The sequence below is a fragment of the Desulfitobacterium nosdiversum genome (genome assembly GCF_049860565.1).
GTDB lineage: Bacteria > Bacillota > Desulfitobacteriia > Desulfitobacteriales > Desulfitobacteriaceae > Desulfitobacterium_A > Desulfitobacterium_A nosdiversum.
Window position 1 is genome coordinate 24,875 of record NZ_CP172056.1, and the last position, 14,715, is coordinate 39,589.

Consider the following 14,715-nt stretch of genomic DNA (forward strand, 5'->3'; position numbering starts at 1 on the left):
ACTAATATTACTCAAATTATATGATAGTTTATATCTATTTTCAATTGTTTTTATTTGATTTTAATGTGATAATTTAAATTAAAAACACCAGCACAAAAATAGACGGTTTTTAGCATTCTAGCTAGAAACCGTCTGTTTCCTAATGTGAAGAGATTAAACTGGGATGCCGCTATATTATTTTATTGCTTTTAAATGCTGGATATGTATTCCTATATGCCCTATACCGATTATGATAGCTGATGCAATCAGCCAAATAACTTCGCCGTAAATGCCCAACAGCAAAAAAGCCAGGACAGGCAGACTCGCACCTGGTACGGGAATCCCACAAATACTGCGATAAAAATTCTTTTCCGTATGCTCATTAGTGAAATATCTAACCCAATATATCTCATAAAGGATCATCAGTAAAAATGATGCTATTAGCCACAAACTCCATGCTGAAAAAGTCCTGATGTTAAAATCGCTAAAAATCAGTATGCTGCAAGTACAACATGCTTGTCCAACACGCTCAAACAATAATAATATTTTATTTTCTTGGGTAGTATCATAGTCTATTGGCTTATTCTTACTCCACATGGTATTGGGAATCCAAAGCATCAATAAATAGATTAAGCCTACATATGAAAATCCTAAATGGCCTAACATTATAATACCTCCAGAAAAATTTACTTTTCCGTTTCCAGATCCTTCAAAGTCTTCTCACTCCAGCCAATATATAACTTTGCCTGACATATGCCCAAATTTAATACATAGAGTATCTGCTTATGATTGTTATGAACTTCTATTATTTGACTTAACTCTGATTCGAATAAATTAAACAGCTTCAGTTTTTCTTCCGATTGTTTTTTAAATCGAATTATATGCCTTTTCATTTCCTCAATATTGTTAGGCGTTGACAAATACATCTTCAAAAGGAATTCGGATCTTACAGATTCCTTTTCATTTTCTTCTTCCATCCACTTTTTTAACTCTCTTTCACCCTTGGAAGTTATTTTATATCTTATTTTTTCCCGTTTTATATTTTCTTCTAAACCGGTGTTACAAATCTCAATCAATCCTTCTTCTGCCATTTTGTTAATTTCGGGGTATATTTGACCAAAACTTTCCTGCCAAAAAAAAGACATCCGTTTATCTATAATCTTTTTCATTTCGTATCCACTTAAGTTTTCTTCTTGAAGTAATCCAAGTAATACATACCTTGTCTTTTTCACTTTTTCTTTCTCCTTTAATTCACTTTATAAGCAATTGCTTTTTTAGGACAATTATCAACGCATGATCCGCATAAGATACACTCATTGTCATCCATCTTCTCCACTTGAACTTTTTCTGCTACATCAATGCCCATGGGACAGCAGTTATTACATATATGGCAGTTTATGCAGGCATTTTTATCTGCGGATAACTTGAGTCTTTTAATGTGAAGCAGGTTTCCTATTTTACTTCCTATGACCATAAACGGGGCCATCCAGCAGAAATAATGGCAAAAGATTCTCTTCCCAAATATCACACACGGAACAAAAATCAGTAACATTACTCCGTAATATAGAACATAATCATATATACTTGCTATAGATATTCCATGGTCTGTCATATAGAAAAAATCGATTGTTACCTCTTGCTTTCTAAATATAAAACAAATGCCAATACTTATTATCCACACCAGCCAGATTACATACTTTATATTATTTTTCCATCCCTGCCTGGGGCTTTTATCATTAACAAGCATCGCACATTCTTGTATTCCACCTGCAGGACATAAGTACCCGCAAAATGATCTTCCCCAAAAAATTGAACTTACCAACATTGCAAGAAATACAATAAAACTTCCAGTTACTACACCCTCCGTTGCCCCTTGGATAATCAAGTTAGGCGAAAAATAATATATAGTTATGGGAAATAGTAACATTGCACTTATTAAAATCAACTTTCTAAATTTTTGTCTTTTCATAACTAAAGCTCTCCCCCTAACATTTTTTAATATATCTTTTAAATATATCTTAAAGATATATTACTATTAGCCTTTTATTATTTCAAGTGTAACAACAAAAAATAAAAGAGACGAATATTCGTCTCAAAATGCCAAGTTTATAAATAATTTCCGTTACATTATATCTACTTACGTCATAAAACAAGAGGAATGCGACGTAATTAAACTATGATAATATCTCCTTTTATCGAGTTTTTATATTGATAATAATCTGTCCATTAACAAATTGAATAAAGCGTCTTGTTCCCGTTGCATCCTCAGCTCTGTCCCTCACCAAATCGCCTGTTCGGAATACTGAAAACAAAATCCCTATAAGGAACATATTCGTAACTAGGGCTCGCCCTCCATAAGAGATTAGCGGTAACGAAACTGGAGGAAGCATAAGCGGTAAGCCTAAGTTGTAATTAATATAAACCATACACTGAACGGTAAATGTTGAGATAATAGCAAGCGAAACAAAAAATCCTAGAACTCCTTTTTGCTTCTTACATAAAAGAATTGCTCGTACAATAAACACTGAAAATATTAAAATTATCCCTATAAGTACAATCCATCCAAGTCTATAAATTAAGTAAGTTAAAACAAAATCAGTATTGACTTCAGGCAAAATCTCTAATGACGAATATTGGCTGTAACCACTTATCGGCAAACCCTGGCCGACAAACTGAGCATGGGACAAAAAGTGATGTACCACAGTCCAAATATATCCAGATCCTGTCGGGTCAAGTAAGGGATTTAACATCACTAGTATTCTGTTTTTGATGTATTCTTTACCCGGCATCATGATAAACATCGACGACAAGACAACGGCAGTTGAAATAAACATAAGGGGTATTGCATATAATTTTCTTACGTTAAACCAGCCCTTTTTAACCGCCACCGTTAAAATAATAAGACAGGAAATACAAATTAGAAATAACACAGTAATATATGGCGCTCTCGATAAGTATATAAGAATGAATATCGATAAGTATGCAGGAATTGAAGAAACTACCATACAAAAGATAAATCCACCATACCCTTGATTTCTCATGCTATAAACAAATCCTGCAAAAGCGATAGGAAACAGCAAAAGAAGATATATAGTAGCTGAGGCCATCCTATGACCTTCATACAGATAAGAAGCTAACGTTATTGTACAAAGTCCAAAGAATATTACCTTAGGGTACTTCCCAATGATTGTGAAGTCCAAAAAATATCCAACAAACATTACAATGATTCCAATACCTGCCCATATTATCTGTTTTTGAAACATCTCTGCCCCGTTATTAAGATGATTAGGTCCAATCCAAGTCTGAACAGCGAGCCCAAAAAGGAGCATAGCAGCTGCCATCGAAATCAGTAGCCAATCAGGTCGAGGTCTGTGAGCACGGTCTAATTGTTCCCCGACAATAACAGGGTCGCCCATTTCCAGAATTGCCTTGTCAGTTGCCTCTTCTTCATTAAGCCCATCATCCATAAATGCGTTTTTCTGGTCGGTTATGTGGTCACTAATTTCGTCTAAAACAAAAGATTGAGCACGTTTCCAACGGATCTGTTGACGTACAATTTCTAAATACTCGGTAATTTTTCTAGGCTGTTGCAAAACTTGCACCTCCTAAAATGTTATTTACCGCGAAAGTATAGGCTTTCCATTCTTCTTTTCTCTCTTTCAAATACTTACGGCCCACTTTTGTTATACTATAGTACTTCCTAACCCTTGCATTATCAGCGTTCTCCTCATAAGAATTGAGCATATCTTTCTGCTCTAAGGTGTGAAGGAGTGGATATAAGGTACCTGCTTTCAACTCAAAAACATTATTTGATTTTTCCCTGAGTTCTTCAATTATCTGATAACCGTACATATCCTTTTCATCCAGAAGCTTTAAAATAAGCATAGTGGTACTCCCTGTCAAAAGGCTTTTATCAATTGCCATATTGAAACCCCCATATATAGATTATCTATATAACAATAGTATATAGATAATCTATATATGTCAATACATAAATTGGCAAATATAAATGCATTTAAATACTATTCTATTGCATGATATCCATTTTCGTTCTGTAATTTAAGGCTCTATCCTCGACCTTACTGTATAATATAAGAATATTGCGTAGTGCTATTTAAATTGAATAACTTCACCCAATTTAAATACATGCTCTTTATTTTCGCCGCTGTTTGTTGTCCAAGATACTCTTACTTCTGAGGAATCAAAAATAGTCTTGATCGCTTGTTCTTCTAACCCCTTGGAATAGAATACAAATTCAGAACCATATTTAGTAAAATTCTCTCCTTGATTGTCTTGGCTGTATGATTCTCCGAACCAATATCTTTCTCTATCGTATGAATTGGCAGCCTCTTTAAGATTAGGCTTTATTACCTTTCGGTTTGATACTTCGTTTGTTTGCTCTACATCTAGTGCGAACTCTATATTCTTAAAGTCGCTCTTCGTAGCATTTTCTAAACCTTTAGTTCCTATAGATTGAAATTCCTCATCTGTTAAATCGGATATATTAAATTTTAAATTAATTTCAGGTTCTTTAATTTTTCCTGTACCACAAGCGGTTAAAATTAGCGATATGCTTAATAAAATTACAGTGGTCAAAATAAAACTCTTTTTAATAAGATTACCCCCTTTTACCATGTATTATAGTTAATTACTACAGGAACGCTGCTAATATGCAGTAATACCCTATCTTCAAGGAAATCACAAAAACGGACGCGTTTTTATACACCTTATTATAACAATAAATTACAGAAATTGGTTTATACATATTCCTCTTTATCAGCTTAATAGCTATATGTTCATCGGAGGTTTAAATAATTAGCTCTTTTGCTAAAAAGTACTATCTTTATGCTGTTTTAATACTAATCCTTATAAAAACGGACTTAAGCAAAAATCAGCAGATGTTAAAAATCTGCTGATTTTATACTAAAGGTTATGCCAATTTTGTTTTCAACGCCAAAATAGAACTCCTTAAATTACAGGTTGGAGTAACATAGTATAACACATATAAAGTTTAGATATTAACAAAAACACCTTGTTTAAGTACTAATTTATCATCCAGATAAAGATCGGGTTTAAGAACAATTCCATCAAGGTGACAGTTCGCTTTCACTGTTCCGCCGAAGGATGTATTTGTACCAAAGGCAACATGAATCGTTCCGTAGACCTTTTCGTCTTCTAAAATGATCCCGCACAATCTGGCGTTTCTGTTTGTGCCAATCCCCAGCTCACCTACACTGCCATTCTGATCATTGGCAAAGAGAACGCTCAATTTATCGGCATCCTCTCCTACAAGCTTCACCAACTTTCCTTCTGAGATCACAGCATGCAAGGGTTTGGAAAGCTTTCCTACGCCAACCATACTCCCGTCAATGACGATCTCTCCGGAGGCTGTGCCTTCAAGTGGTGCGATGTAGGCTTCGCCTGAAGGCAAATTCCCTGAAGCCCCAGGTTTTTTATAAACACCGGTACTGGCAATTCCGTTTCGTCCCTTAAGACTCATCGTCAACGTACAGCCGTTTTTAACAATCTTAGCTGTCTCAGCCTTCGTCAGTAATTCTGTCAATTTGAGAGTAAGTTCTTCGACTTCTTGGTAATCCGCTGTGATCGCTCCTTCTGCGAACATCTCTTCCGTGATGCCGGGCATGGTCGCAACCCGCGCACCACGCTTAACCGCATTGATGCGGGCATTGGTATGCGTTAAAGAAGCGACGGTAGGACAGATAACCACATCTGCTTCCGCCATAGCCTTAGCAACCGGTTCAGGCGGTTCTTCGCCACTCACTTTTCTGGCCTTCATGACCATGAGCATCGCCTCAGCACCCATCTCTTTTTGCAACACGCTTATTGGAAATTGGTAATAAAAAACACCGTACAAAACTCTGGAAAGACCAGACTTTCATACGGCGCCATTGCCACATTCTGTAACAAAAGTGAATAAATCTCTTTTGAATAGTATGAGCAAATTATACTCGAAAAGATCCCGCTTGCCTAGAGGGTTTATAAAATAACACAGTATACATAAATTTCATAAATATCTTTTTTATGGTAAGTATAGAGTTTCTTCTTCAGCACAAGATGAACATAGTACAGAGCATCATTATGGCTTCCGTCATTGTGCGCTATTTAACTGACTAGCTAGCAGTAAAGCATGAAGATTACCTTGACCATCTAGTGAGAAACTCTTTCCATTGAATGAGAATGATTTTGATACATCAATACCGAGTGAGGTTAATAATTCTGACGTTGATCCCAAGCCCGTTTCATTGTATTGGTTAACAGACATAGAGCCATTTGCAACTGAATAGAGGAGATTAAACCTATTAGCAATTGAAGCTGCTTTTTCTTGTTGAGCAATTGAATGGCTATTATATATTTCCGAAGCCAACATATTTGTAGGACTATTACCAGATTCGTCACTCCTAAGCATTGGTGCAAAACTAGTTGAAACCATACCGTCAGCATCAATACTTATGTTTAATGGATAACCATCGACACTTCCAATATTTTTTATTTCACCTGGTTTAATATTGATACTGTTCGTTTGAGAGTCAGCTGCCTTTGGGGCATTGCTAGAAACAAGCTGTTTCATTTTTGATAACAAAGACGAATCTTGTGTATTACTAGTATCACTAGATTTAATTGCAAAATCGTTTGAATTTGAATAATTGATTTTGTTTGGGGTTAATACCTGAGAAGAAAGAGAATTAATTTTCAATAATAACACCTTCCTCATTAAGATAAATACATCTACTAAATTATATCGTAATACAGTACATATTTCTTGATGAAATTTGTAAACATTCTCCTCCTTATGTGATTTAAGGATTTAGACTTGCCTAAAATAAGGTATATTTGATCCGATAATGAAGTATGTATTAGTGGTAGCCCCTATGTCTTAAATTGGACAAGGAGCTACCACTTGATTATTACCTTAGGCCTTTCATATAGGCAGAGTTTCGTAAATGTCTCCCACTATTGGATCACTTATCAATTGATGCAGGAGCAGTTGGTGCAGTTATTGCGTTACTTATTTCAGCTGATGCAGTTGTATTGGGTGTTTCATCTTGAATTACTTGTGTACTAGAAGAACCGTCAGGTGTTACTATTGTTACTCCAGACGTTCCTGCTGGATTTTTCCAAAACAAGACTATATTTATACCGTCTATATAACCTGAATATTTAGCATAAGCTTGAACTTGCCATTTTTGTTTAACAAGTTGACCAGTAAATCCAGGAACATCTGCACCAGAATAAATTCTATAACCATTAGGAGAAGATGAATTGAAAAAACCTACTACCATATCGGTATATTGATAATGTTGAGACCAATATACATCCGTTTGTACTATTGTTGCTCCATTGGGAATAGAACTATTGTTTGTCAAATCAAAGTAAGCTGGTAGTGACCAATTATTAGCTCCATAAAACATACAATAATTAGGAACTGCATTCCCTCGATAAATTCCATCGTAGGTTATTGCTGTTGATGCCATTACCGGACTTGATACTAATAGAAGTGACATAGCCAAAATGACCATTAGAAGAACTTTTTTCATTTCAAAAACTCCTTTCCAAATTTATATGTAAATTTAAAGAAATCTAGTAAGAATTCTCCTTATTTACTTATCTTGATTTTAAACCTAATTTTTCAAATTGTCTGTCGTAATATGTCAATGGATTTTTAAAATAATCTTGCTAATATCTTAAGAAATCTTTAGATTCGATAAAATAATGCTTAATTATATAAAAAATTGTCCTGTTTAATAGAATGAATATTAGTAAAAACATAAGAAAATGTAAGATTCTTATAGGCACGGAATCCGTTTAGCATGGTTATTAAAAATTGACAGCAACTACTTTTGAGCTTAAGCCTTATATAATGAGTAAGCGTAAAAGGAGGAGTTCTTAAACCAAAAGACTTGAGTTGTTATAACATTTCGTATTGAACCAATTTTTTTATACTAAAGGGTGTTCTGATTTTACTATACAGTTCGCTACTTTTCCAAAATCTTGTGTCGTATAACAGACCTTTGAGCAAGTAAAAAAGAATAAATAAAATAAGCCGATTGATACCCCTTTAACGGGTTATCAACCGGCTTATCTTGAGCGCCTTTTTAGTTTTATATTCCATCAGCAAAATCAAATATCAACAAAAACACCTTGTTCAATCACTAATTTATCATCCAGATAAAGGTCAGGTTTAAGAACGATCCCATCAAGGTGACAGTTCGCTTTGACTGTTCCGCCGAAGGATGTATTCGTCCCAAAGGCAACATGAATCGTTCCGTAGACCTTTTCGTCTTCTAAAATGATCCCGCACAATCTGGCATTTCTGTTTGTGCCGATTCCCAGCTCTCCTACACTGCCATTCTGATCATTGGCAAAGAGAACATTCAGTTTATCGGCATCCTCACCTGTAAGCTTCACTAATTTACCCTCAGAGATCACAGCATGCAAGGGTTTGGAAAGCTTTCCTACGCCAACCATACTCCCGTCAATGACGATCTCTCCGGAGGCTGTGCCTTCAAGTGGTGCGATGTAGGCTTCGCCTGAAGGCAAATTCCCTGAAGCCCCAGGTTTTTTATAAACACCGGTACTGGCAATTCCGTTTCGTCCCTTAAGACTCATCGTCAACGTACAGCCGTTTTTAACAATCTTAGCTGTCCCAGCCTTCGTCAGTAATTCTGTCAATTTGAGAGTAAGTTCTTCGACTTCTTGGTAATCCGCTGTGATCGCTCCTTCTGCGAACATCTCTTCCGTGATGCCGGGCATGGTCGCAACCCGCGCACCACGCTTAACCGCATTGATGCGGGCATTGGTATGCGTTAAAGAAGCGACGGTAGGACAGATAACCACATCTGCTTCCGCCATAGCCTTAGCAACCGGTTCAGGCGGTTCTTCGCCACTCACTTTTCTGGCCTTCATGACCATGAGCATCGCCTCAGCACCCATCTCCTTTGCCTCTTCATAAAGTGCTTGACCTATGTTCAATTTCAAATCATCCGTAACCACTAAAACCTTTTCATTTTCTTTAACTGCCAAACAGCCTCTTAAGACAACCTGACACCCTTTTTTCAACGACATTAAAGCCACCTCTTCTAATCTAACATTTCTCGAATAACCCTAGCCAGCAAGGTCCTTGCCAAAATAACCGGCTTTCCTGTAATCTCCTGAACAGCTTGTTTCATTTTAACGGTATAACCGATGCAATCCATGACAATCACATCAACGTCTTTCTCTTTTAACGCTTGGGCTGCATCAAGGACCTCTTGGAAATCTCCATAAGGTGAACCCGTTACAGCTTCTACGGTTTCGACATCTTTACCCCAGGTTTCTATACATTGTTTGACTTGATCCGAGTCCGGATTGATCACGCCAATGTGACTGCGCCAGGAAAGCCTGGGCACAACTGCATGCAGAATCGTATATGGGTAGAGCAATATTTTTGAGGATTGAAAAGTCGCCGGAAACTTTCCTGTGCAGATGAAAACAATTACTTCTGCCCCTTCGTTCTCTAACCGCGTTACACATTCTTGCAAACGGGGCAGAATATAGCGTTCTCCAAACTTCACGCTTGATCCGTCTCTTAATCTTGAAACGAGAACAAAATCTCCCTCTTGAGGAACGAATTGAGTAATTTCTTCCTTACTTATACCATCTAAAGCGCCTGCTTCAAGAATTTCAATGTTTTTACCTAGGATATCTTTCATCTCTCCGGTAACATCAACGCGGGGCGATTGTCCTATGGTGATAGCCCCAATTTTTTTCTTCATATTCTTTACCCCTTCCTTAATTATATTTCCATTGATTCTTCAGTCCTATAAAACTTCAAGCTGGGTCGATCTTACCCTTCCACACAAATCGATGAATCTCAAAAAGGGCTAGGTCCTGCTGTTTCACACCCTAGCCGCTTTAGAAAATATATTTAAGAACTTCTTTATGAATAATCGGCTCGATTTCCGCCATAAGCTTCTGATCGCGCATCCCACTGCCCAGCTTAAGGTTTGCCTTATCGGTTTTAATAACAACGACGTCTTGGCCTTGCTCGATTTTCGCACTCGTTACCGGTATTCCGCTGACCTTGTCAAAAGTCATCATCAGATCAGGGAACGTTGCAAGTCGTTCACCGTTCTTCTCCAATGTCATAAACTCATTCCAGAACGTTAGTTCATATCCGTTAACCTCTACCGTTCCTACATCAAAGCCACCTGCCGTTACCAGCGTCAATTTATCAACTTTACCTTCAACAACAATACTGCCTTGAAGAAACTCAGTTGCAGCTAGGATTGCATCCTTTGCCGATCGTTTAAGCCCTTTTGAGAAGGCCCGTCCGGTTTCTATAGCATGAGTCACCCCTCCGACAGCGCCATTTTTCCTGATATACCCGGCTTGAATCGGATTCCTGGCTACCGCTACTAAACCGCCGGCGATAACAGCCGTTTGTCTTACCATTTTTCCGGTATTTTCGATGCTTCCTTGAAAAAAGCTCTCGATATAATTGCCCAACTCAGGATTTCCCCCGACGGCAGCCTGCGCCGCGACATAGCCTTCGAGCTTTTGCAGACTCATGCTTCCCATTGTTCCGGTAGGATGAGCCCGTCCATTGCAGGGCGCATCGATGAGGGGGATATCTAAGACGGCCGCTTGAATCCAGCCATTCACGGTGGCGTTGCCCCCGTTTTCATTGGTAATGATTCCGCCTACTTTAATACCCGTATTTTGTTCAAAAATCTGAACTGTTCTGACGTAATCCCGTGGTGTGACATATTTATCCAGTGCCGCTGGTGCACCGACAGCCGAAGCCGTAAGGATAACCTGATCATCTGCTATATCCGCAATATCTACGAGCTTGGGGGAACCATATTCAACGGCAATCTTGCCTGCAGTCATCCCGGATTCTCTCGGTCCTCCTCCGCCTCCGCCAAGAATCGTCCCGCCTAACACCGCATAATTTAGAACTTCCTCATTCAACTTGACTCGTGCCAAATCGAATCACCTCCAAGTCGACTCAATCTCTTTCATCGATATAAATTAAATAAGTGACTGAAGTCAATATCATTCTTTTCTTAAGCATTCAAAATAGGTCATGAGTCCCTCGGCCATTACCGGATCAATAACAGGAATGTGACAAACCTGTTCAAGTTCTTTAGCAATTCCTATGGTTGACATTCCCGTACAGGCCAGGGCAATTACTTCTGCCCCTAGCTCCTTTAATTCCAACGCTTTAGCCGTTACGCTCTTTTTCCCCTCCGTAGTCGGCAGATCCAAAGTTGAATGAATCCCCTCAGGCAAACAATTTCCGACAATTCTATCTCCAAAGGTTTTACGATAGCCCCGCGGTATTTCTTCAGTTATGCCAAGAACACCAAAGGTTTGCCCATAACGTGTTGCCAGCAGGGCCGTTGATTCACCTGCCCCGATTACGGGAATACTCAGCTCTTCTCTCAGCTCCTTAACCGCCGGATCATTGGCACAGCTGACTACGATAGCATCAAGGCCCTGCCATTCCTTCGCAAGCTTTATGATCTTCGGTACCGCAAGCTGTTCCGTTTGCTCATCATGAATGCCTGTCGGCTGAGCATCAATACATCTCGATTCAACCTGTAATTCCGGAAAATAGTGCTCAATGAGCTGTCCATGAAGATTGAGCATCTGTTCGTCACTCAACGTGACCACGCGAATAAGACCTATCTTAAAATGCGGATTCAATATTCCCACCCCTTTATTCGTCATATTTAATCGTAAAAAAGGGCTAGGTCTTATTGTTATATAAGCCTAGCCTTTGCTGCAAAATCGTTTACACCTCTTCGAAAAAGACGTTTATCTTCCCAAAGTTTGCAGGTGATTCATTGAGCCATATTTGGCCACGATTTTTTCATATTCTTCTTGATCATAAAAGTGACATTGGCCTCTTCCAAAGTATTTTGCAACCTCCAGCATGTATCTGCCGGCTTCTTCCATATCCATTAAATGACTTGCTCCGGAAGCTGATCCCGAAACAGGTGCTTCGGTCGTTATGGCTACGCCGACTACAGGCGCTGCCGTCGCTGTTGCAGGTTGAAGAATGCTATTGAGATGATATAAATCATTGCCATACGGCGTAATATCTTGAGTCGATAACGCAAATACAAAGGGCAGCCGTCCGGTAGTCGTTTGCATGAGATTAAGAAGATCATCACTGACTTTCAAGATATAGCCATCCTTGACGGTCGGCGAAATCGCAAATCCGCGGGTATTGATAATCTTATTGCCTTTCGTCGTATCACAGGAAAGAATGGCATCTAATTCACCATCGACTTCTTCCTGATTAACTTCGGATATTTCCACAGGAGAGCCCATAAAGGGAACCGGAAAATGAGGCTGAGTGGGAGCATCAGCGCAAATATGCGTACTTACAACGACATCGCCCTCCAAACAGTCTCCTTTTTGCTGCATATCCAGCAATTTGGCAGCTACAGCCAGAGCGACCAAAGCTCCGTCTCCATCCGATACCATGCCGATAATCTCGGGCCGGGCCCCAAGTCCGCCCAGTCTTCCCAAGATACCTAAGGTCGGGGCATTGCCACCGCTGACCTTACCTTTTTTTCCTGCTATGCGAACACGGATAAAATCCGTGCTTCCCTGAGCACCCGTAATTTTCTTGACGGCAACATCTTTTGCATTATACTGCTTCTCTAAAAATTCCTTAACCCCATTTCCGTTGGCATCTGCGCGATCAACGAGTTCATAAATCTCCATCAACTGTTTCACTAACATTGGCAATTCTCCTCAAATTTTAATATCTGCATTTTATTCGTTTTAATATAAATGGCAGGCCAAAAAGTGCTCAGGGAATACTTCTCTCCACACGGGTGCTTCACACCGGCAGATTTCTTTCGCCATGGGACACCGAGTATGAAAGGTACATCCCGGCGGCGGACTTGAAGGATTGGGAACATCCCCGCTTAAAACAATCTGATTTTTGGGAGCGTCCGGATCGGGAACCGGAACCGCTGACATAAGTGCCTTTGTATAAGGATGAAGAGGTTCTCTGAAAAGTTCCTTCGTTGAGGCTAACTCAACCATTCTCCCCAAATACATAACCCCGACTTGAGTACTAATAAACTGAACAACCGATAGATCATGGGAGATAAACATATAGGTGAGAGAAAATTGATCCTGAAGGTCCCTCATAAGATTAAGCACCTGAGATTGGATTGAAACGTCAAGTGCAGATACGGGTTCATCACAGACGATAAACTCCGGATTAAGGGTTAGAGCTCTGGCAATTCCAATCCTCTGACGCTGTCCCCCTGAAAATTCATGAGGATAGCGTTGGGCATGATAGCTGGAAAGCCCGACAACCTCCAGCAGATTCGCCACTTTGTTTTTCACTTCAGCTTCCGGAAGTTTCATATGAGTCCGTATCGGCTCTTCCAAAATCTTTTGGATGGTCCATTTGGGATCCAATGAAGCAAACGGATCTTGGAATACAATCTGCATATGGGTTCGAAAACGCCGGAGTTCCTCTGGTTTTAAGCTGCGTATATCCGTCCCGTTAAAAAGAATTTCACCCTCAGTCGGCTCTATTAAGCGTAGAATAGCCCGACCTGTCGTCGATTTCCCGCAGCCGGATTCGCCGACAATTCCTAAGGTTTCTCCCTTTTTAATATTAAAACTAACCCCATCAACGGCTTTGACCGCCCCAACCTGTTTGCCCAATATGCCTTTGCGAATCGGAAAATATTTTTTTAATTGAGTTACTTCCAATAATGCACTCATGAATCTTCCTCCTGACAAAGCAGACATCGGCAATAGTGTTGATGGCCTAAATCGGCCAGTTCAGGTTTGATCTGCTCACAGCGATCCATCTTAATAGCACAGCGCGGAGCGAAACGACATCCTTTGGGCATATTCAACGGGTTAGGCACTTGACCTGGAATCGATTCCAGCCTCTCCTGGCCGCCGTCAAGCCGAGGCAAAGAAGCCAACAGTCCTTTTGTATAGGGATGTTTTGGATGGTTAAATAATTCTTTGACCTCTGCCTCTTCGACAATCTGGCCTGCGTACATAACAACAACCCTTTTACACATTTCAGCGACTACCCCAAGGTCATGGGTAATGAGCAAGATCGCCGTCCCTTTTTCCGCTTGAAGCTTACGCATGAGGTTAAGAATCTGAGCCTGAATTGTAACATCCAATGCAGTCGTCGGCTCGTCTGCAATCAAGACACTCGGATTACAGGCCATAGCCATAGCAATCATCACCCGTTGCCGCATCCCGCCCGATAGCTCGTGGGGATATTCTTTAGCAATTGCCTCCGGTCTGGGAATTCCGACAAGTCGTAAAAGCTCTACGGCCTTCTTCCATGCTTCCGTTTTGTTCAGTTTTAGATGAAATTGGAGTGCTTCCGCAATCTGATTTCCAATTTTAAACACAGGATTTAATGAGGTCATCGGCTCCTGAAAAATCATTGCCATTTGATTGCCGCGGATTTGCTGCATCTGAGTCTCTGTCATGGCCAACACATTTTTTCCGTTAAATTTGATTTCTTGAGCAGAAACTCGGCTTTGCCCCTTGGGTAAAAGCCCCATGATGGAAAGCGAGGTTACACTTTTTCCACAGCCAGATTCACCGACGATTCCCAGCGTTTCACCAGGATAAAGGGTTAGATTAATACCATCGACGGCCCTTACCACTCCAACTGGGGTCTGAAATTCAGTTTTTAAATCTAAGACCTTCAATAGCGGCTCCATA

16 protein-coding genes are annotated in these 14,715 nt (G+C 39.8%); all 16 read right to left on the reverse strand.

The window, feature by feature from the left end:
- Positions 1 to 174 precede the first annotated feature (174 nt).
- Positions 175 to 645, reverse strand: coding sequence for a hypothetical protein (locus ACHOLT_RS00145; RefSeq protein ID WP_425804797.1), 471 nt, complete (start codon positions 643 to 645; stop codon positions 175 to 177).
- Positions 646 to 665: 20 nt separating this feature from the next.
- Positions 666 to 1,211: a PadR family transcriptional regulator gene (locus ACHOLT_RS00150; protein ID WP_425804800.1), complete on the reverse strand. Its 546-nt coding sequence runs from the start codon at positions 1,209 to 1,211 to the stop codon at positions 666 to 668.
- A gap of 14 nt (positions 1,212 to 1,225) precedes the next feature.
- Positions 1,226 to 1,948, reverse strand: coding sequence for a 4Fe-4S binding protein (locus ACHOLT_RS00155; RefSeq protein ID WP_425804802.1), 723 nt, complete (start codon positions 1,946 to 1,948; stop codon positions 1,226 to 1,228).
- A 223-nt stretch (positions 1,949 to 2,171) separates the two neighbouring features.
- Positions 2,172 to 3,572 carry an FtsW/RodA/SpoVE family cell cycle protein gene (locus ACHOLT_RS00160; RefSeq protein WP_425804804.1) on the reverse strand — a complete coding sequence of 467 codons (1,401 nt, stop codon included), beginning with the start codon at positions 3,570 to 3,572 and terminating at the stop codon, positions 2,172 to 2,174.
- Positions 3,559 to 3,903 (reverse strand): PadR family transcriptional regulator, encoded by a 345-nt coding sequence (locus ACHOLT_RS00165; RefSeq protein WP_425804806.1) that lies wholly within the window; start codon positions 3,901 to 3,903, stop codon positions 3,559 to 3,561. Before ACHOLT_RS00165 ends, ACHOLT_RS00160 begins: the two co-directional genes overlap by 14 nt.
- 186 nt (positions 3,904 to 4,089) lie before the next feature.
- Positions 4,090 to 4,614, reverse strand: coding sequence for a hypothetical protein (locus ACHOLT_RS00170; protein WP_425804809.1), 525 nt, complete (start codon positions 4,612 to 4,614; stop codon positions 4,090 to 4,092).
- A 376-nt stretch (positions 4,615 to 4,990) separates the two neighbouring features.
- Positions 4,991 to 5,818, reverse strand: coding sequence for an aminopeptidase (locus ACHOLT_RS00175; RefSeq protein WP_425804811.1), 828 nt, complete (start codon positions 5,816 to 5,818; stop codon positions 4,991 to 4,993).
- Between the two features lie 270 nt (positions 5,819 to 6,088).
- A complete protein-coding gene (locus ACHOLT_RS00180) occupies positions 6,089 to 6,694 on the reverse strand; it encodes a hypothetical protein (protein WP_425804813.1) in 606 nt (201 codons plus the stop codon).
- Between the two features lie 265 nt (positions 6,695 to 6,959).
- Positions 6,960 to 7,535 carry a hypothetical protein gene (locus ACHOLT_RS00185; protein WP_425804815.1) on the reverse strand — a complete coding sequence of 192 codons (576 nt, stop codon included), beginning with the start codon at positions 7,533 to 7,535 and terminating at the stop codon, positions 6,960 to 6,962.
- Between the two features lie 583 nt (positions 7,536 to 8,118).
- Entirely contained in the window at positions 8,119 to 9,063 is a 945-nt protein-coding gene (locus ACHOLT_RS00190) for an aminopeptidase (protein WP_425804817.1), read from the reverse strand.
- 14 nt (positions 9,064 to 9,077) lie between these two features.
- On the reverse strand, positions 9,078 to 9,752 hold the full coding sequence (locus tag ACHOLT_RS00195; RefSeq protein ID WP_425804820.1) for an AroM family protein: 675 nt from the start codon (positions 9,750 to 9,752) through the stop codon (positions 9,078 to 9,080).
- Positions 9,753 to 9,891: 139 nt separating this feature from the next.
- Positions 9,892 to 10,965 carry a DUF917 domain-containing protein gene (locus tag ACHOLT_RS00200; protein ID WP_425804823.1) on the reverse strand — a complete coding sequence of 358 codons (1,074 nt, stop codon included), beginning with the start codon at positions 10,963 to 10,965 and terminating at the stop codon, positions 9,892 to 9,894.
- 69 nt (positions 10,966 to 11,034) lie between these two features.
- A complete protein-coding gene (locus ACHOLT_RS00205) occupies positions 11,035 to 11,712 on the reverse strand; it encodes an aspartate/glutamate racemase family protein (RefSeq protein WP_425804826.1) in 678 nt (225 codons plus the stop codon).
- An 87-nt stretch (positions 11,713 to 11,799) separates the two neighbouring features.
- Positions 11,800 to 12,735: a DUF1177 domain-containing protein gene (locus ACHOLT_RS00210; protein WP_425804829.1), complete on the reverse strand. Its 936-nt coding sequence runs from the start codon at positions 12,733 to 12,735 to the stop codon at positions 11,800 to 11,802.
- 42 nt (positions 12,736 to 12,777) lie between these two features.
- Positions 12,778 to 13,740: an ABC transporter ATP-binding protein gene (locus tag ACHOLT_RS00215; protein ID WP_425804832.1), complete on the reverse strand. Its 963-nt coding sequence runs from the start codon at positions 13,738 to 13,740 to the stop codon at positions 12,778 to 12,780.
- Complete coding sequence (locus ACHOLT_RS00220) at positions 13,737 to 14,714, reverse strand: ABC transporter ATP-binding protein (protein WP_425804835.1); 978 nt, start codon at positions 14,712 to 14,714, stop codon at positions 13,737 to 13,739. The genes ACHOLT_RS00215 and ACHOLT_RS00220 overlap by 4 nt, the downstream gene beginning before the upstream one ends.
- Position 14,715 lies beyond the last annotated feature (1 nt).